This window comes from Prevotella sp. P4-67, assembly GCF_002251325.1.
Lineage (GTDB): Bacteria > Bacteroidota > Bacteroidia > Bacteroidales > Bacteroidaceae > Prevotella.
The window spans coordinates 12297-28522 of the sequence record NZ_NPJL01000027.1 but is presented as its reverse complement, the minus strand read 5'-3'; the positions used below and the strand labels follow the sequence as shown (position 1 = coordinate 28522).

Below are 16226 nucleotides of genomic sequence, written 5' to 3'. Positions count from 1 at the left end.
AGCAATGAAACGTATATCCACACTGCTGTGCATGCTGCTCTGTCTGACAGCCTTATATGCGCAGAGGGCCGACAACTATCCGCCCACCAAGAACGCCCAGGTCAAGCTGAGCGAAACCAATCTGCCCATCGTCTTCATCGACGTAGACGGCAAGATGATACTCCGCGAAGAGCGTATCACCGCAAAAATCAAAATCATAGACAACGGCACGGGCAAGACCAACTATGCCGACCTCGCAGCCCACCCCGACCAGAAGGTGGACTATGAGGGATATATCAGTCTGAAATACCGCGGCAACTCGTCATTCAACTCGTCTGACAAGAAGCCGTACGGATTCAAGACCATCGCCAAACCACTGGAAGAAGGCGGCAAGAAGGTGAAGGTGAGCCTGCTGGGACTGGGCAAAGACAACGACTGGGTGCTGCTGGCACCTTTCTCTGACAAGTCGATGATACGCGACGTGCTCACCTTCGAGCTGGGGCGTCCCTACCTGGACTGGGTGCCCAGCTCGCGCCATGTCGAGGTGGTGGTAGACGGCAAATACTACGGCATCTACATCCTCACCGAGCGTCCTGGCAAGGGCAAGAACCGCCTGAACCTGCATGACCCCGGCGAGGACGGAGGCGACCTGACGGGCGACTGGCGCGTGGAGATAGACCGCGACGACGAAGCCCACTACTACCGCTCCAAGTATCACCCCTATGGCCGCTACGGTACGGTGGACTATACCAAATACATCACCTACCAATACGACGACCCTGAGTATGAGGACTTTGCCGACCTGCCCGCCGGTACGGAGAAGGCCATCCAAAAGTCGATAGACGACATGGAAGACTGCTTTGCCGGCGACAACTACAAAGACCCCGTCAACGGCTATCGGAAGTATATCGACGTGACCTCGTTTATCGACTATATGCTCTCGACCGAGTTCACGTTCAACGTGGACGGCTACCGTCTGAGTTCGCACATGTACAAGTACAGCGAGACGCGCGCCAAGAACGAGGGGCTCGACAGCCGCTGGAAGTGTACGCTCTGGGACTTCAACATCGCGCTGGGCAACGCCGACTACTACAAGGGCTCGCGTACCGACCTGTGGCAGTACGACATGAACAGCCGCGAGACCGACAACCAGCTGGTGCCATTCTGGTGGAAGAGGCTCATAGACGACCCTGCCTATCAGACCGACCTGAAGGCCCGCTGGGCGCAGTATCGCGAGGGCCAGTATGCCGACAACCGCATCGACGCCAAGATAGACTCGCTCGCCACGCTGCTCACCTCGGGAGGCGCGATGGAGCGCAACGAGGCTGCCTGGGGCATGTTTGGCAGATATGTATGGCCCAACGCCTATGTGGGCTACAGCTTCAACGACGAGATAAGCTACCTGAAGCGATGGATAAAGAGCCGTCTGACATTCATGGACAAGAAACTGCTGCCGCAAGAGAAGACAGATATACGGCCCGTGACGGTGGCGTCGGGATATAATGCCGACGTGGTGGTCGAGGCGCTGCCCGCAAGCAGCCATGCCGACAATGCCGGCGACGGTGCCGACAACACCTTCTACTCTGCCGGGCTCAAGGCGTCGGGCGGACTGCCTACAGACGGCGTCGTCAACGCCCCATCGGGAGCCAACTTCCAGTTAGGCGACTATGCCGCCAGCAACGCCCTTGTCATCAAGACGGGCGAAGGGGGCGACCTCATCTTCGGCGCGCCCATAACGACCAGCCAGCTCTACATCCTCGCCACCAGCGGCGACGGCAGCAGCGACCTGATGGCTACCCCACTCTACAGCGACGGCAGCCAGGGCGAGGGCATCGCGCTCACTGTGGCAGACTGGTCGGTAAAGAATCTGTCGGGCGAAGAGGCCATCAGCGGACTGAGCCGCATCAACAAGCGCACGGACACCTACAGCCAGAGCTTTGCCTTCTGTCTCTTTGACCACGCCATCAGCACCGACAAGAATCGCAAGCTCAGAGGCGTGCGTCTCACCAGCACCCGCGGAGGTCGCGCCCTGGTGATGGGTGTGGCCTACAGGGTGGCGCAGACCGTGGGCATCGACAGCCCCGCCACTGGAGAGCTCAAGGCGGTGGGTTACTACACGCCCAACGGAGTGCGCATAGCACGCCCGGGCAGCGGCATCACCATCGTCAAATACAGCGACGGCAGCGTGAAGAAGATTGTGGCTGGACGCAGCTGCAACAACTAATAAGAATATGTTTATAGTAATCGCATTTATATTTCTCGGCATCGGCTTGGGCTACACCGTACGCACAAGACTGGCGGCACAGGCCCGCGCCAAGGCGGTGGGCACCTGGACAGCCAGGGCCACGACATGGTTGATATGGCTCCTGCTCTTTATGCTGGGAGCCGAGGTGGGCGGCAACGAGCAGATAATCGCCGCCCTGCCCACCCTGGGCGTAGAGGCTCTGCTGCTGGCAGTTTGCAGCGTATTGGGCTGCTGCGTGCTGGCTTGGGCACTGTGGAAGAGCGTGAAAGGAGGCCGCGCATGAAGGGCAGTCTGATCGTGGTAGGCTTCTTCATCCTCGGCCTCGTGGCGGGTCGCATGGACGCGCTGCCCGCATGGATGGCAGAAGGCGGACTGAGCTTTGTGGCGCTGTGCGGACTGCTGCTCTGTGTGGGTATGAGCATTGGCCTCAACCCCGATATGAAGAGCGATTTCAAGATTCTCAATCCGAGGTTGGCGCTCCTGCCCATAGCCACTATCCTGGGCTCGTGGGTGGGCGCGATGGTGGCTTTCGCCATCATGCTGGGCGGCGACGGGGGCATCATCCAACCCCGCGGACTCACAGACTGCCTGGCCATAGACAGCGGTTTTGCCTACTACTCGCTGTCGAGTATCTTCATCACCGAATATCGCGGTACCGAGTTGGGTACCATCGCTCTGCTGACCAATATCATCCGTGAGATGATTACGCTGCTGATGACGCCACTGATGGCGAAGTGGTTTGGGCCGCTGGCGCCGATATCCTCGGGTGGCGCCACGACGATGGACACCACGCTGCCCATCATCACCCAGACGATAGGCCAGCGCTATGTGGCGCTGAGCATCTTCCACGGCTTTGCCACCGACTTCTCCGTGCCCTTCCTCGTGACCATGTGGTGCATGCTGGGGGCTTGAGGTTGGGAGACTGTGGCTGAGATGGCGCCAGGCTGAGTGGCTGGTGCTACGGATGAGAATATAATAAAAATCAATGAATTTGCCGATGATATGATTACACGTTGTTATCTTGAAACGACAGATGTCTGCAACCTCAACTGCGTCTTCTGCCCCAAGACCACGCGTCCAAAGCGCACGATGACGCTTGAGGAGTTTGACCTGCTGACCAGCAGGCTCGCAGGTAGGGTCAAGTTTCTGTATTTCCACCTCATGGGCGAACCTTTCCTTCATCCCCATCTGCCCCAATTTGTGGAGATGGCTCGGCAGAAAGGGTTTATCCCGGTGATTACCACCAACGGCACGCTGCTGTCGAAGCGGGAGGATATGCTCGAGACGCTGCCCCATAAGCTGCAGATTTCCCTGCACTCGCACGAGGGTAACGGCAAGGAGGACCTCAAGCAATATATCGACGAGGTGATGACCTTCGCCAAAGAAGCAGCTCGTCGAGGATGCATCATCGTGCTGCGGCTGTGGAACGAAGGCGGCCACAACAGCATGAACGAAGAGATTATCCGTCTGATAGCCAACCACCAGCCTCGCCCGTGGGTTGAGCGAAACGATGGCTGGCGACTGGCAGAGAACCTGTATATCGAGAGCGACAACATGTTTGAATGGCCTGACCTCCAGCACGAATCCTACGCCGGCGAAGAGGTGTTCTGCTATGCTCTCCGCAACCAGATTGGCGTGCTCGTCGACGGCACCGTGGTCCCCTGTTGTCTGGACCATAACGGCGACATGGACTTGGGCAACCTCTACACCCAGAGTCTGGAGGAGATTCTCGCGTCGCCGCGCGCCCACGCCATCTATCAGGGCTTCACCAACCACACCGCCACCGAGCCCCTCTGCCAGCGCTGCGCCTACTCCGCCGTGTCGAAACGGTTTAGGAAGTAGAGGTGGGTGAGAGGGAACCATAGTTGGCGAAGGCGTAGGGGCGCCGCTATACATCATATTATTGCTGTCCGCTAAAACTTTTTGGAACATAAAGAATTAGGGCTGGATTCCTCGCTTGGAATTCAGCCCTTAGTGTTATTCCTCCCAAACAACCAAATCTCTATCCAGGGGGATGGCGTAGCGGGAGCCTCGCTCGCCGGTGACTATGTAGTTGATGGCGAGATGCTCATCGAACTTCTCTACGAATGCCTTTCTGATTCGGGCGAGGTTCTCATTGAGCGCGTTGCCCAGCGGGTTGACGACCTTGGTTATGGTGAGGTTGAGCCGGGCCTCGTCGGTACTGGGGCGCAGCTGTCGGTAGATGTTGAGCAGCTCGGTGTAATAGTCTTGCATGTGCTTGTAGATGATGCCTTCGGGATAGCGCAGGTAGAGGAAATAGATGGCTTTGGGCAGGGCACCCATCTCGATTTCCATACCGTTGTAGTCGGGCAGGAAGATGCGATAGTCGGGGGTGACAATCATACGCGACAGGGGTTCCTGCTTGTCGATGAACTCGTGGATGGCCATGAGTGACACGCCTTCGAGCCTGAGCTTCTGGACGGTCATGCGAAGCTCGCGCAGGACATCCTCTGTAGCAATAAAGCTCTGCTTCTCGGCAGTTTCTTCCGCAGAGGCAGGCATGGCGGACTCTGCACCAGGCTCCAGAAGCTCCTGAGAAAGAAGGCACTCCGACTTATCTTCCATCGGGACGCTCGCCAGACAAGGACTGATTGGCGCCATATCGGCATCTACGCCACAGGATGCGGCAAGCCTTTGACTTATCAGATGTACCAGGGCGTCCATGGCTGCGGAAGAAACGAAGTCGACATCGGACAAGGCCACTTGCCGAAATCTGACATCACCCGCGTACCCCTCCCGCGTAGCCCCGAAGATGAGCGACGGCTTCAGACGCTTGCGCTGGTCTTCGTCTGAGATATAGGGAGCGAACGCATCGCTCCTGACCTCGCCGACCAGAGGCTGGGAAGAGAGGTAGGGCGCATAGTAACGCAGCTTGGCCTCGATATCGTGCTCGCTGAGCAGGTAGGGCATGTAGTAGAAATCCATACCGGCACGGTCGAACTTGGCTTTCAGGCGCAGATAGACGGCGCGGATGAGGTCATTGACATCCTCATCGTAGCCATTCTCGATGAAGAACACCTGATTGGGCTCGGGGCGGAACGGCAGATTGCTGAATAGTATCGTATTAGTGTTCATTGTTATGATTGTCAGTGCGCCAGCAAGTCATCCCCGCCGGCGCCATGGGTGGCATGTCATCGATTGCCCTTCGCCTCGCTCTTGAGGATATCCTCGAGGGCCTCCGGAGTGTCATCATCGGCGAAATAGTCGTCGGATTCTGCCAGCGAAGCATCAGGCGCTCGCATCTCGCAGCACACCTTGTCGTAGAACCTGGTACGGCTGCGGCCCTCTTTCTCGAACATGGCGGCGGTATCTTCTACATTGGCCGAGAAGCGGAGCGCATTGCACACGCCTATCTCGCCAGCCACCTTCTCCACATCCTGGTCGGCACCGATGTAGGTGAAGGTCCAACCCATCTGACGGAGTTCCTGGACGAGCGACTTAATCTGGCGACCGTTCCAGGTGCGCGACGCATTCTCATAACCGTCGGTGATGATGGTGACGAGCACGCGGTCGCCATGGCAGACCCGCTGCTGGAGCTCGCTGATGCAGGTGCCCATGGCGTCGTAGAGGGCTGTGCATCCGAGCAGAGGATAGTCGGCGCTTGTGATGTTGCGGGCTTCGGCGATGGGCTTGGCAGAATAGATGCGGTTGAGGAAATCATCGCCGGCACTGAACGATGCCAGCGTGACATACTGCTGCAGCTCGGGGTGGGTCTCCTGCGCCCTGCTAATGGTGGCAAGGGTCTCGTTTACGCCTGTGAGTGCCTGATTGTAGATGACTTCCATCGAGCCTGAGGCATCGAGGATGACGAGGTTGTAAATCTTCTGAGTTTCCATACTTGTGTTTTGAAAATGTTGAACTTCTTGTTGTTTGACAGTGCAAATGTAGGCAGTTTCAGCCACCTTGCCAAGAAAAAACATTTTGCAAGACTTGCAAAGCTGGGGGCTCTCGCCGCTGCGCCCTCTGCCAGGTCCAGCCCTCTCCCGTCGCTCCCCCACCCCACGCCGAGGCTGTCGGGGCGTGGGCGACCGAAGAATGGGCTGTCGGGCATAGCCGTTGGACATCAAGAGGCTTGCTATCAACCGTCGGCAAACGACCATCGTCATAGTCGCCGTCAACAAAGTTAGTGATATTTTGGATATCGCGGATGATTTCAGCAAGGTTTTTGTGGCGAAGGTGGAGAAATACGCTGCGGAGGGGGATGTCAAGTGCGATTTGCGTCGCGAAATCGTCATGGCAAAGGCTGAAACGCTGGTATCCGAATTGTATTTCCATAATTCGTACTTCGGTTTCAGGATGGAGGTATATATATAAATAGGTGTGCTGTCCATAAAAACTATTGCAATCGACATAAAATTTGGGCTGAAATTTCTCACGAGGTTTCAGCCCTTTTGGTTATCTTTGTTTTGCTAAAATAAAACATAACCATGAGCAAAGATAGTCATTTTACCGGCCAGCCGATATATTGTCAAGTGTTAAAGTTACTTGACAAGGAGAAAATTCTTCAAATAAGCCACGAAACGAAAGGAAGCGAGGCTTACGTGAAGCGTTTTGATTTTCTGCGTGAACTCGAGATAGGAATGAAGGCTGAGGCTCACAAGATCGCACATCTTGGCATGGACTATCTGGTCCGTCGCAGCACGCTTGCTGAGGCCAATATACGTCGTCTTCAAGAGTTCTTTGCGAGTGTCTATGCCTACCTTTTAGAGAAGTACGCCAAGTTTTTAGCGGACAGCAATAAAATAAAACACCTCTAAATCGACAGCCGTCGGCTGGCGATTTAGACTGGGGCAAATTCTTTTGCTTTAAGTCCTTCTTATCATGACGAAATTTTGTCAAAGACAAAGACTCTCGAAGAGCATATATTCTACATTCATCAGACAGCAAATCTAAATTGGAACAAATACACCCTTCGTGATGCGGTATTTATTTCAGGAATCCATGCTCATAAACCTTAGGCCGTATTTTTTCAGCTAAACGCCTATGTGCCATACGCAAGACAGAGTAGAGTTTTGTATAGATTCCGTCTTCGCTTGTGGTGTTCATAACCTCCTTACCTTTTTTGTCCACCTTAGTACCTTGGAAATATTTCCTTATATCGTAGTATGACGCATTTAAGTCGGCGTTAGGTTGCTGATAGTAATAACTCCACAATTCACGCCCTGCATCAAACACAGCTTGAGCTTCGGGAGAGAAACGTAAAGGTTCACAGTCTTGCTGAATATCGAACAACTCCGTCTGAATTATTGTTGGCCTTCTTTTGCCAGAGATATAGTCTACGAGAAAGTGGTTTGGCAATTCATCCGTAATTCCAAGTTCAGTTTCAGTAAAAGGTTGCCAGTGGTTTGGTCCGTCACTTGAACGTATATTATTCTTGTTGCTGAATATTGTATATGCGAGACAGTCTGTCTTGAACTCATTATCTGTTCTCCATGTGTCGTAAGGATAAAGGAACTGGTCTCGATCGTTCTCCCATGTAGCCTCTTCAACCAGACGTACAGCTAAATATATGCATGACTCGATTATGTTGAATTCTGTTATCTGCCATTGATATTGGTGGTTCCATGGACGATTTGGACGTTCTATTCTTACAGTTCGTTGATTCTGAAAATCATTGGCAATACCTATAATGGTAGCTATTGACTCTTGACTGTCATCAATGAAAGAGAGAGTCCAATCGTTTATAAAACGTAATCCCTCGTAGCTCACAATCTGTTTCTGTGGTAACAATTCACCCTTGCTGTCATACACGTCTGACACAATTCCGTTGAACGGTTCAATATCTGTTGTCTTCCATACTTTGAAGCCTATAGGGAAACTGCCCTTTACATTGTCGAAAGTGTCGGCTGGAACTATGAACATAGCCTTGGGGGTAAGACAAAACATCTTTCTGAAATCCGCAAACTTAGGAGCCTGCAAGTTTTTGAGTGTGGAGAAGTCTGCAATAATTGCCCCTGGAATTTCTCGGTATATTCGCGTGAGAAACTGTATGTAAAGTTCACGCTTTGCATAGCCCATTGAACTTCCAAAATTCTTTGCTACTGCAGTGTTGGCAGCCACACCGCTACGACCTTTGCCACTCCGGTTATCCCCCTCTGCATATGGTGGGTTGATGTATAACACCAATTTCTTTCTTCTCTCAGGACTATTGATGATATTCTGTAGTTCATGCGGTATCTTGCTTTTCACAAAAACTCCTTCCTTGGTAGTATAGTCAACCAATGGGTCGTTAAGAAAATCAAATTGGAAAACATGATTTCCAAATAGGTTAGCACCATTGCTCACACGCTCCTTCATGGTGTCAACGTCAGCCTGTTCCAATGTTGAAGCCCATAGGTTATATCGGTTGGTCAATCCGGTCAACAAGTTTCCAGTACCAGCTGCACAGTCCCACACTACATAATCATCTTGCCAGTTTTCACCAAGTACTCTTGCTATATACTCTTGTGATTTCTCTACCCAAATCATTGGTGTAAAGTAAGAACCATGACGCTCGCGGATATCTTGCGGGCGCAAACGGTCGGCATGTTCAAGTATGTAGTCACGATATTCTGAACGCGGTGGGCGTTTGTATCTTTGCCAGAACAATTTATGCGCCATCTGCCCGTCATTAAAATCAAAATTGGCAAACAAATATGTATTATTGCCTTGAACTTTACCGGTATTCACCTTATAATGGTCTTTCTTCAACAATACCGAAAGGTTTTCCTGTAAAGTACTATTATCTTGCGACATAAGGTCTGCCAAAAAGAAATGACAGTCATAAATGCCTATCTCAGCCAAGTCTTCCCATTCTACAGCAAGTGAACCTTTCACTTCTTTCAGCCATCTACGATATATATGAGGAAAATTATTCTTGTTGACGCTTGTCTTTGAAGCACGTCTACCTGTCGTTGAGAACTTGTCTTTAATGAAAAAGCGTAGACTGTCGGCCTGTTTCTCAAAGTTAAATACAAACACATGTGTTTTCAACGTATCATGTACCATATTGTAGAGTTGATTAAACTCTTTGCTGGTATGGTCAGAAGGAACTACATTCCAATTGAAATCATTCTGCTCAAAGACACCTGAAACTTCATCGAAATGTACAAAACCTATTTTCTCTGCATCGAAAGATCCGAGATAATCGGGGGCATCAAGTTCTGTAAAACGACGGTCTTTCCCTATCGTAAGAATCAACTGTACAAATTGCTCATAGATGTTTCGTTTAACACCTCTTTTCGCTTCTGCCCAAAGATAAGTTGTGCCATTATACCCAACATAGAAATCCACTTTTCCAGGAATGTCTGTATTGTCATAACCAGCAAACCATTCTTCACGAACTTTATTTTTAAGTTCTTCTTCCTGTATCGTCTTTGAATAATATGCCATAAGTAAATTATCTTTATTGCGGAATAGTTTTTTCAAAGTTACGCTTTTTTGTTGAACAAACAAAAACATACAAACAAATATTTGATTTAACCCATGTGTTGCAGTCATTCCATGAAGACACCACGGCCGAACAGATAACACAAATGCTTCCTCATTATTACAGAAAAACTCGCGAATAGCACTTCACGAGTTTTTTTATTCAAAGCAATACGGCTTGTTTCGGATGGTTACGTTACACAAAACTGCGGTCAAACAGCAATAAATGGTTATGAAAAAATCCCTGGCCTTAAAAAGACCAGGGATTCTTATTGTTGTGAGATATCTATTCAAAGATTATTCTGCTGCAGCTTCTGTTGCTGTCTCTTCTGCCTGAGCCTCTACGGGAGCCTCTTCTACCTTCTTGGCGGCAGAACGACGGCTACGACGTGTCTTCTTCTCAGCCTTAGGAGCCTTAGCCATGTTCTCATCGAAGTCAACGAGCTCGATGAAAGCGATGGGAGCAGCGTCACCCTGACGGGTACCCAACTTGATGACGCGAGTGTAGCCACCGGGACGGTCGCCTACCTTCTCAGCAACTACGTTGAAAAGTTCCTTGACAGCTTCCTTGTTCTGGAGATAACGGAAAACAACACGACGGTTGTTGGTATCACCTACCTTAGAACGAGTAATCAGGGGCTCAACGAATTTCTTGAGAGCCTTAGCCTTAGCGAGGGTCGTAGTGATTCTTTTGTGCAAAATCAGGCTGGAAGCCATGTTGGACAACATGCTACCACGGTGACTTGCAGTACGGCCCAGATGATTGAATTTCTTGTTATGTCTCATTTTTGTTTTGTTCTTTAATTACAAGGGATTATTCCTTGTCTAATTTATACTTAGAAGTATCGGTTCCAAACGACAGATTCAGACTCTCGAGCAAATCATCAAGCTCTGAAAGCGATTTCTTACCGAAGTTGCGGAACTTGAGGAGGTCTGTCTTGTTGTACTGTACCAAGTCGCCAAGTGTCTCGACCTCAGCTGCCTTAAGACAGTTGAGAGCGCGTACAGACAAGTTCATGTCTACGAGCTTGGTCTTCAACAGCTGACGCATATGGAGTACCTCTTCATCAAACTCCTGGTTCTCTTCCTGATCAGGATTCTCGAGAGTAATCTTCTCGTCAGAGAACAGCATGAAGTGATAGATGAGGATCTTGGCAGCCTCTTTCAAGGCATCCTTCGGGTGGATGGAACCATCGGTGGTAACTTCGAGAACGAGTTTGTCATAGTCGGTCTTCTGCTCGACACGATATGGTTCAACTGCGTACTTTACGTTACGGATGGGGGTGTAGATTGAATCGATTGGGAGTACGTTGACATCGGTACAGAACTCACGATTCTCATCGGCGGGGACATAGCCACGACCTTTGTTGATGGTGAGCTCAATCTGCATTGATGCCTTGCTATCTAAATGACAAATCACCAAATCAGGGTTTAACACTTCAAATCCAGTCAGATACTTACTTATATCACCGGCCTTGAACTCAGTAGTGTTCTCAACAGTGATACTAACTTTCTCGTTCTCGAATTCTTCTACTACTTGCTTGAATCGAACTTGTTTGAGATTCAAGATAATGTTAGTTACATCTTCCTTGACACCGGGAACTGATGAAAACTCATGCTCAACGCCAGCAATACGGATGGTATTGATAGCAAAGCCCTCAAGTGAAGAAAGAAGTATGCGGCGAAGCGCGTTACCGATGGTAACACCAAAGCCGGGCTCCAATGGGCGGAATTCGAATTTACCGAATCGCTCATTGGCCTCTAACATTACGACTTTATCAGGTTTTTGAAATGCTAATATCGCCATTAACTTAATGATTTTTATTATTTAGAGTACAACTCAACGATTAACTGCTCCTTAATATTCTCAGGAATATCTGCACGCTCTGGCTTGTGGAGGAACTTACCGCTCTTGGTGTTCTCATCCCACTCGAGCCATGGATACTTGCTGTGGTTGAAACCTGCCAGTGCATTCTCGATAACCTCGAGAGACTTGGCCTTCTCGCGAACGCCAACTACCATTCCAGGCTTAACAGAGAAAGAAGGAATGTTAACTACCTTGCCATCAACAACAATGTGCTTGTGGCCTACCAACTGGCGTGCAGCTGCACGAGTGGGGGCGATACCCAGGCGGAATACGACGTTGTCAAGACGGCTCTCCAAATTCTGAAGAAGAACCTCACCGGTAATGCCTTCAGCCTTTGCAGACTTCTCAAACATATTACGGAACTGACGCTCAAGAACACCATAGGTGTACTTAGCTTTCTGCTTCTCTGCCAACATGACACCGTACTCAGACATCTTTCTGCGACGGCTGTTGCCATGCTGTCCAGGAGGGAAGTTTCTTCTGGACAAAACTTTGTCTGCGCCGAAGATGGGCTCACCAAATCGACGTGCAATTTTAGATTTCGGACCTATATATCTAGCCATAATATTTAATAAATGCTATTGATTAAATGTGAATAGAGTAATAATGAGAATACTCTGAATTATACGCGACGGCGCTTGGGAGGACGACAACCGTTGTGTGGCAATGGAGTAACGTCAATAATCTCAGTTACCTCGATACCTGCACCATGCACGGCACGGATAGCAGATTCACGACCATTACCTGGACCCTTAACGTATGCCTTAACCTTACGGAGACCGAGGTCAAAGGCAACTTTGGCGCAATCCTCGGCAGCAGTCTGGGCTGCATAAGGAGTATTCTTCTTAGATCCGCGGAATCCCATTTTACCTGCAGATGACCAAGAGATCACCTGACCTTCACTATTAGCAAGGGAAACGATAATATTGTTGAACGAGCTGTGAACATGAAGCTGTCCTAAAGCGTCAACCTTTACATTTCTTTTCTTTGATGTTGCTTTTGTCTTTGCCATTTTTAGCTTACTTTAAAATTACGATTGAAATCAATCAACACTTAAACTAAAATTACTTCGTAGCCTTCTTCTTATTAGCAACAGTCTTCTTCTTTCCCTTACGAGTACGAGCATTATTCTTTGTGCTCTGACCGCGAACAGGAAGACCATTACGATGTCTGATACCACGATAGCAACCTATATCCATAAGGCGCTTGATGTTCATCTGGATCTCTGAACGGAGATCACCTTCTACTTTGAATTCAGCGCCGATAATTTCACGGATCTTGGCTGCCTGGTCATCAGACCACTCGTTAACCTTCAAGTCACGGCTAACACCTGCTTTGTCCAATATCTTTGCTGAACTACTTCGACCGATACCATAGATATAGGTCAATGCGATTTCGCCACGCTTGTTTTGGGGCAAATCTACTCCAACAATTCTTATTGCCATTTTAGAAAATTGATTAAAAAATACTTCTGTTGTTTGTTAAAAGCATGCAAAATTAGTAAGAAAAATCCTCCTAATCAAACATTTACACAATTTTAACATTAACCCTGACGCATTTTGAACTTAGGGTTCTTCTTGTTGATAACGAACAAACGACCTTTACGACGTACAATCTTGCAGTCGGGTGTGCGCTTCTTTAATGATGCTCTTGTCTTCATATCTTTAATGTTTACTTGTATCTGAAAACGATTCTGCCCTTAGTGAGGTCGTAGGGACTCATCTCTACTTTGACCTTGTCGCCAGGGAGTATCTTTATATAGTGCATTCTCATTTTACCAGAGATGTGGGCAATGATTTGCACGCCATTCTCCAGCTCTACGCGGAACATTGCATTGGAGAGGCTCTCCACAATGACTCCGTCTTGTTCTATTGCAGACTGTTTAGCCATATATTAATTGTGTAATACCTTTTCTATTTCTTCAAAATCAGATAAAATTTCAGCCTTGCCTTTACGGATAGCTATGGTGTGTTCGAAATGCGCTGCTGGCTTGCCGTCGCGTGTCACAATGCTCCACTTGTCGGGTAATAGCCAGATATTGCGGTCACCCATGGTAATCATTGGTTCGATGGCAATGCACATACCAGCTTTTAACATTGTGCCATTACCACGAGAACCATAATTGGGCACCTTGGGTTCCTCGTGCATTTCTTTTCCGATGCCATGCCCTGTGAGTTCACGAACTACTCCATACCCGTGGGATTCGCAATAGTCTTGAACTGTATAGCCGATATCACCGACATGATGACCTGGCAGAGCCACATCAATGGCCCTATATAGCGAGGCCTTGGTAACTTCAAGCAACTGTTTGACTTCGGCGGACACTTCGCCTACACTGAACGTATAGCAACTGTCACCGTTGAAACCGTTGAGGAGTGTTCCACAGTCGATTGAAATAATATCTCCATCCTTAAGAATGGTCTTGGCATCAGGTATACCATGAACTACCACATCGTTGACAGAGGTGCATATACTTGCCGGAAAAGGCTCTCCAAACGGATTGGGGAAATTCTTGAAAGTAGGCACAGCCCCGTGGTCGCGGATAAACTCTTCGGCTATCTTGTCCAACTGGAGTGTGCTGACACCCGGCTTAATATGTTTAGCTAACTCAGCGAGAGTCTGACCGACTAATCGATTAGCCTCTCGCATGAGCGAAATTTCATCCTCTGTTTTCAGAAATATCTTCATTATGATACAGCCTTAATATGCTGCAACATTTCCGCCACGAGTACGGCCAGAGTTCAACAAGCCATCATAATGACGCATGAGCATATGGCTCTCAATTTGCTGAAGTGAGTCAATGACTACACCCACCAAAATCAACAGAGAAGTACCTCCGAAGAATTGAGAGAAAGCCTGCTGAACGTCGAGAAGGCTTGCCAAAGCTGGCATAATTGCGATAAATGCAATGGCCAATGAGCCTGGCAATGTAATACGAGACATTACTGTATCGATATACTCAGCGGTATCCTTACCAGGCTTAACGCCGGGGATGAAACCGTTGTTACGCTTCATATCCTCTGCCATCTGATTGGAATTCAGGGTAATGGCAGTATAGAAATATGTAAACGCTATAACCAAAGCTACATAGAGTGCATTATAAAGCAAAGATCTATTGTCCATCAGATTCTGTACGAGCCAGCTTCCGTTGCTTGTTCCATATGAAACAAATGCAAGAGGAATAAACATCAAAGCCTGAGCAAAGATGATAGGCATCACATTGGCAGCGAACAGCTTCAAGGGGATGTACTGACGTGCACCACCATATTGCTTGTTGCCTACAACGCGCTTAGCATACTGTACCGGAACCTTGCGCACAGCCTGTACGAGCATCAAAGCAGCACAAACCACGGCAAAGAGTATGAGAATCTCAGCAATAAACATTACGAGACCACCACCGGAAATAGCGGTGAAGCGTGAGGTAACTTCCTGAATGAAGGCCTGGGGCAGACGGGCGATAATACCTATGGCAATTATCAGCGAAACGCCATTGCCTACACCCTTGTCGGTAATGCGCTCTCCGAGCCAAAGTATGAACATACTTCCTGCTGCCAGGATGACAGCTGCGGGGAACATGAATACCGTCCAGGAAATACCTGAAGAGAGGGCCTGTCCGGCCTGCATCTTCAGGTTGATAAGGTAAGAAGGACCCTGCAGGAACAGGATGAAGACTGTCAGCACACGAGTGTACCAGCTAATCTTCTTGCGTCCGCTCTCGCCCTCACGCTGCATTTTCTGGAAGTAAGGTACAGCGACAGCCAAAAGCTGCATGACAATAGAAGCAGAGATGTACGGCATAATACCAAGCGCAAAAATCGACGCATTGGAGAATGCACCACCAGAGAACATGTCAAGCAGCGACATCAAGCCACCTGATGTTTGCGACTGTAAGTTTTGTAACTGGGCAGGATTGATGCCGGGAAGGACAACAAACGAGCCAAAACGGTATATAGCCGTAAACAGGAGAGTTATGAGGAGTCGCTTGCGCAAATCCTCAATTCTCCAACAGTTCTTTAGTGTCTCTATAAACTTTTTCATCTACTTTGTTTAGATAATAGTTGTGTTACCACCAGCTGCCTTGATAGCTTCTTCAGCAGCCTTAGAGAAAGCATTAGCTTCTACATCAACCTTAGCTGTAAGAGTTCCGTTAGCCAAAACCTTTACAAGCTCCTTACCATTGGTAAGACCAGCCTCTACAAGCTCTGCTATACCAATCTTGGCATAACCCTTAGCTTCAGCCAGCTTCTGCAGTGTAGAGAGATTGACTGCGAAATACTCTTTATGGTTGATATTCTTAAATCCAGCCTTAGGTACGCGACGCTGCAAAGGCATCTGACCACCTTCGAAGCCAATCTTACGCTTGTATCCAGAACGTGCCTTAGCACCCTTGTGACCACGAGTAGAAGTACCACCCAAGCCAGAACCTGGACCACGACCGATACGGCGACGAGAATGTGTAGAACCCTCAGCTGGTTTCAAATTACTTAATTTCATAATCTTCTGTAGTTAAAAAATTAATTAGTCTATTACGTTAACCAGATGATGCACCTTACGAACCATACCACGGTTGCTAGGAGTATCTTCGATTTCAACAACTTGAGAAATTTTACGGAGACCCAGTGCCTGAAGAGTCTGCTTCTGGTCCAGGGGAGCACCGATTTTGCTCTTGATCTGCTTTACTTTAATTGTTGCCATGTCAGTTCTACT

General features: G+C 49.0%; 20 protein-coding genes. 5 read left to right on the top strand and 15 right to left on the bottom strand.

Going from position 1 to position 16226, the window contains the following annotated elements; genetic code table 11:
• Window positions 1-4 precede the first annotated feature (4 nt).
• The 4 genes from CIK92_RS04495 to CIK92_RS04480 all read left to right on the top strand — a co-directional run bounded on the left by CIK92_RS04495 (window position 5) and on the right by CIK92_RS04480 (window position 4066).
• Window positions 5-2203 (top strand): CotH kinase family protein, encoded by a 2199-nt coding sequence (locus CIK92_RS04495; protein ID WP_094388303.1) that lies wholly within the window; start codon window positions 5-7, stop codon window positions 2201-2203.
• 7 nt (window positions 2204-2210) lie between these two features.
• Complete coding sequence (locus CIK92_RS04490) at window positions 2211-2507, top strand: LysO family transporter (protein WP_094388302.1); 297 nt, start codon at window positions 2211-2213, stop codon at window positions 2505-2507.
• Window positions 2504-3136, top strand: coding sequence for a lysine exporter LysO family protein (locus CIK92_RS04485; protein WP_094388301.1), 633 nt, complete (start codon window positions 2504-2506; stop codon window positions 3134-3136). The genes CIK92_RS04490 and CIK92_RS04485 overlap by 4 nt, the downstream gene beginning before the upstream one ends.
• Before the next feature lie 90 nt (window positions 3137-3226).
• Window positions 3227-4066: a radical SAM/SPASM domain-containing protein gene (locus CIK92_RS04480; RefSeq protein WP_094388300.1), complete on the top strand. Its 840-nt coding sequence runs from the start codon at window positions 3227-3229 to the stop codon at window positions 4064-4066.
• 135 nt (window positions 4067-4201) lie between these two features.
• Here CIK92_RS04480 and CIK92_RS04475 read toward each other — a convergent pair whose 3' ends face one another.
• The 3 genes from CIK92_RS04475 to CIK92_RS13340 are packed head-to-tail and all read right to left on the bottom strand — an operon-like array spanning window position 4202 to window position 6520.
• Window positions 4202-5320: a hypothetical protein gene (locus CIK92_RS04475; RefSeq protein WP_094388299.1), complete on the bottom strand. Its 1119-nt coding sequence runs from the start codon at window positions 5318-5320 to the stop codon at window positions 4202-4204.
• 56 nt (window positions 5321-5376) lie between these two features.
• Window positions 5377-6081: a VWA domain-containing protein gene (locus CIK92_RS04470; RefSeq protein ID WP_094388298.1), complete on the bottom strand. Its 705-nt coding sequence runs from the start codon at window positions 6079-6081 to the stop codon at window positions 5377-5379.
• Between the two features lie 58 nt (window positions 6082-6139).
• Complete coding sequence (locus CIK92_RS13340) at window positions 6140-6520, bottom strand: hypothetical protein (RefSeq protein WP_144289328.1); 381 nt, start codon at window positions 6518-6520, stop codon at window positions 6140-6142.
• Between the two features lie 152 nt (window positions 6521-6672).
• Between CIK92_RS13340 and CIK92_RS04460 the strand changes: the two genes are divergently transcribed.
• Window positions 6673-7002 (top strand): hypothetical protein, encoded by a 330-nt coding sequence (locus CIK92_RS04460; RefSeq protein WP_022311367.1) that lies wholly within the window; start codon window positions 6673-6675, stop codon window positions 7000-7002.
• Window positions 7003-7171: 169 nt separating this feature from the next.
• Here CIK92_RS04460 and CIK92_RS04455 read toward each other — a convergent pair whose 3' ends face one another.
• The 12 genes from CIK92_RS04455 to rpmD form a co-directional block, all read right to left on the bottom strand.
• Window positions 7172-9652, bottom strand: a complete 2481-nt coding sequence (locus CIK92_RS04455; protein WP_216822219.1) for a hypothetical protein — start codon at window positions 9650-9652, stop codon at window positions 7172-7174.
• Window positions 9653-9949: 297 nt separating this feature from the next.
• On the bottom strand, window positions 9950-10438 hold the full coding sequence (gene rplQ, locus CIK92_RS04450) for a 50S ribosomal protein L17 (RefSeq protein WP_094388296.1): 489 nt from the start codon (window positions 10436-10438) through the stop codon (window positions 9950-9952).
• 28 nt (window positions 10439-10466) lie between these two features.
• A complete protein-coding gene (locus tag CIK92_RS04445) occupies window positions 10467-11459 on the bottom strand; it encodes a DNA-directed RNA polymerase subunit alpha (RefSeq protein ID WP_094386834.1) in 993 nt (330 codons plus the stop codon).
• 17 nt (window positions 11460-11476) lie between these two features.
• Entirely contained in the window at window positions 11477-12082 is a 606-nt protein-coding gene (gene rpsD / locus CIK92_RS04440; protein ID WP_022311363.1) for a 30S ribosomal protein S4, read from the bottom strand.
• Between the two features lie 59 nt (window positions 12083-12141).
• Entirely contained in the window at window positions 12142-12531 is a 390-nt protein-coding gene (gene rpsK / locus CIK92_RS04435) for a 30S ribosomal protein S11 (protein WP_022311362.1), read from the bottom strand.
• A 52-nt stretch (window positions 12532-12583) separates the two neighbouring features.
• Window positions 12584-12964 carry a 30S ribosomal protein S13 gene (gene rpsM, locus CIK92_RS04430; RefSeq protein WP_094386833.1) on the bottom strand — a complete coding sequence of 127 codons (381 nt, stop codon included), beginning with the start codon at window positions 12962-12964 and terminating at the stop codon, window positions 12584-12586.
• Between the two features lie 98 nt (window positions 12965-13062).
• Entirely contained in the window at window positions 13063-13179 is a 117-nt protein-coding gene (gene ykgO, locus CIK92_RS04425; protein WP_007899708.1) for a type B 50S ribosomal protein L36, read from the bottom strand.
• A gap of 11 nt (window positions 13180-13190) precedes the next feature.
• Window positions 13191-13409 carry a translation initiation factor IF-1 gene (infA, locus tag CIK92_RS04420; RefSeq protein ID WP_022311360.1) on the bottom strand — a complete coding sequence of 73 codons (219 nt, stop codon included), beginning with the start codon at window positions 13407-13409 and terminating at the stop codon, window positions 13191-13193.
• Window positions 13410-13412: 3 nt separating this feature from the next.
• Entirely contained in the window at window positions 13413-14207 is a 795-nt protein-coding gene (gene map / locus CIK92_RS04415; RefSeq protein ID WP_094388295.1) for a type I methionyl aminopeptidase, read from the bottom strand.
• Window positions 14208-14219: 12 nt separating this feature from the next.
• Window positions 14220-15557, bottom strand: a complete 1338-nt coding sequence (secY, locus tag CIK92_RS04410; protein WP_094388294.1) for a preprotein translocase subunit SecY — start codon at window positions 15555-15557, stop codon at window positions 14220-14222.
• A gap of 9 nt (window positions 15558-15566) precedes the next feature.
• The gene (rplO, locus tag CIK92_RS04405) at window positions 15567-16013 is read right to left on the bottom strand and encodes a 50S ribosomal protein L15 (protein ID WP_022311358.1); all 447 of its coding nucleotides are present in this window, start codon (window positions 16011-16013) and stop codon (window positions 15567-15569) included.
• A gap of 24 nt (window positions 16014-16037) precedes the next feature.
• The gene (rpmD, locus tag CIK92_RS04400) at window positions 16038-16214 is read right to left on the bottom strand and encodes a 50S ribosomal protein L30 (RefSeq protein WP_022311357.1); all 177 of its coding nucleotides are present in this window, start codon (window positions 16212-16214) and stop codon (window positions 16038-16040) included.
• Between the last annotated feature and the right edge of the window lie 12 nt (window positions 16215-16226).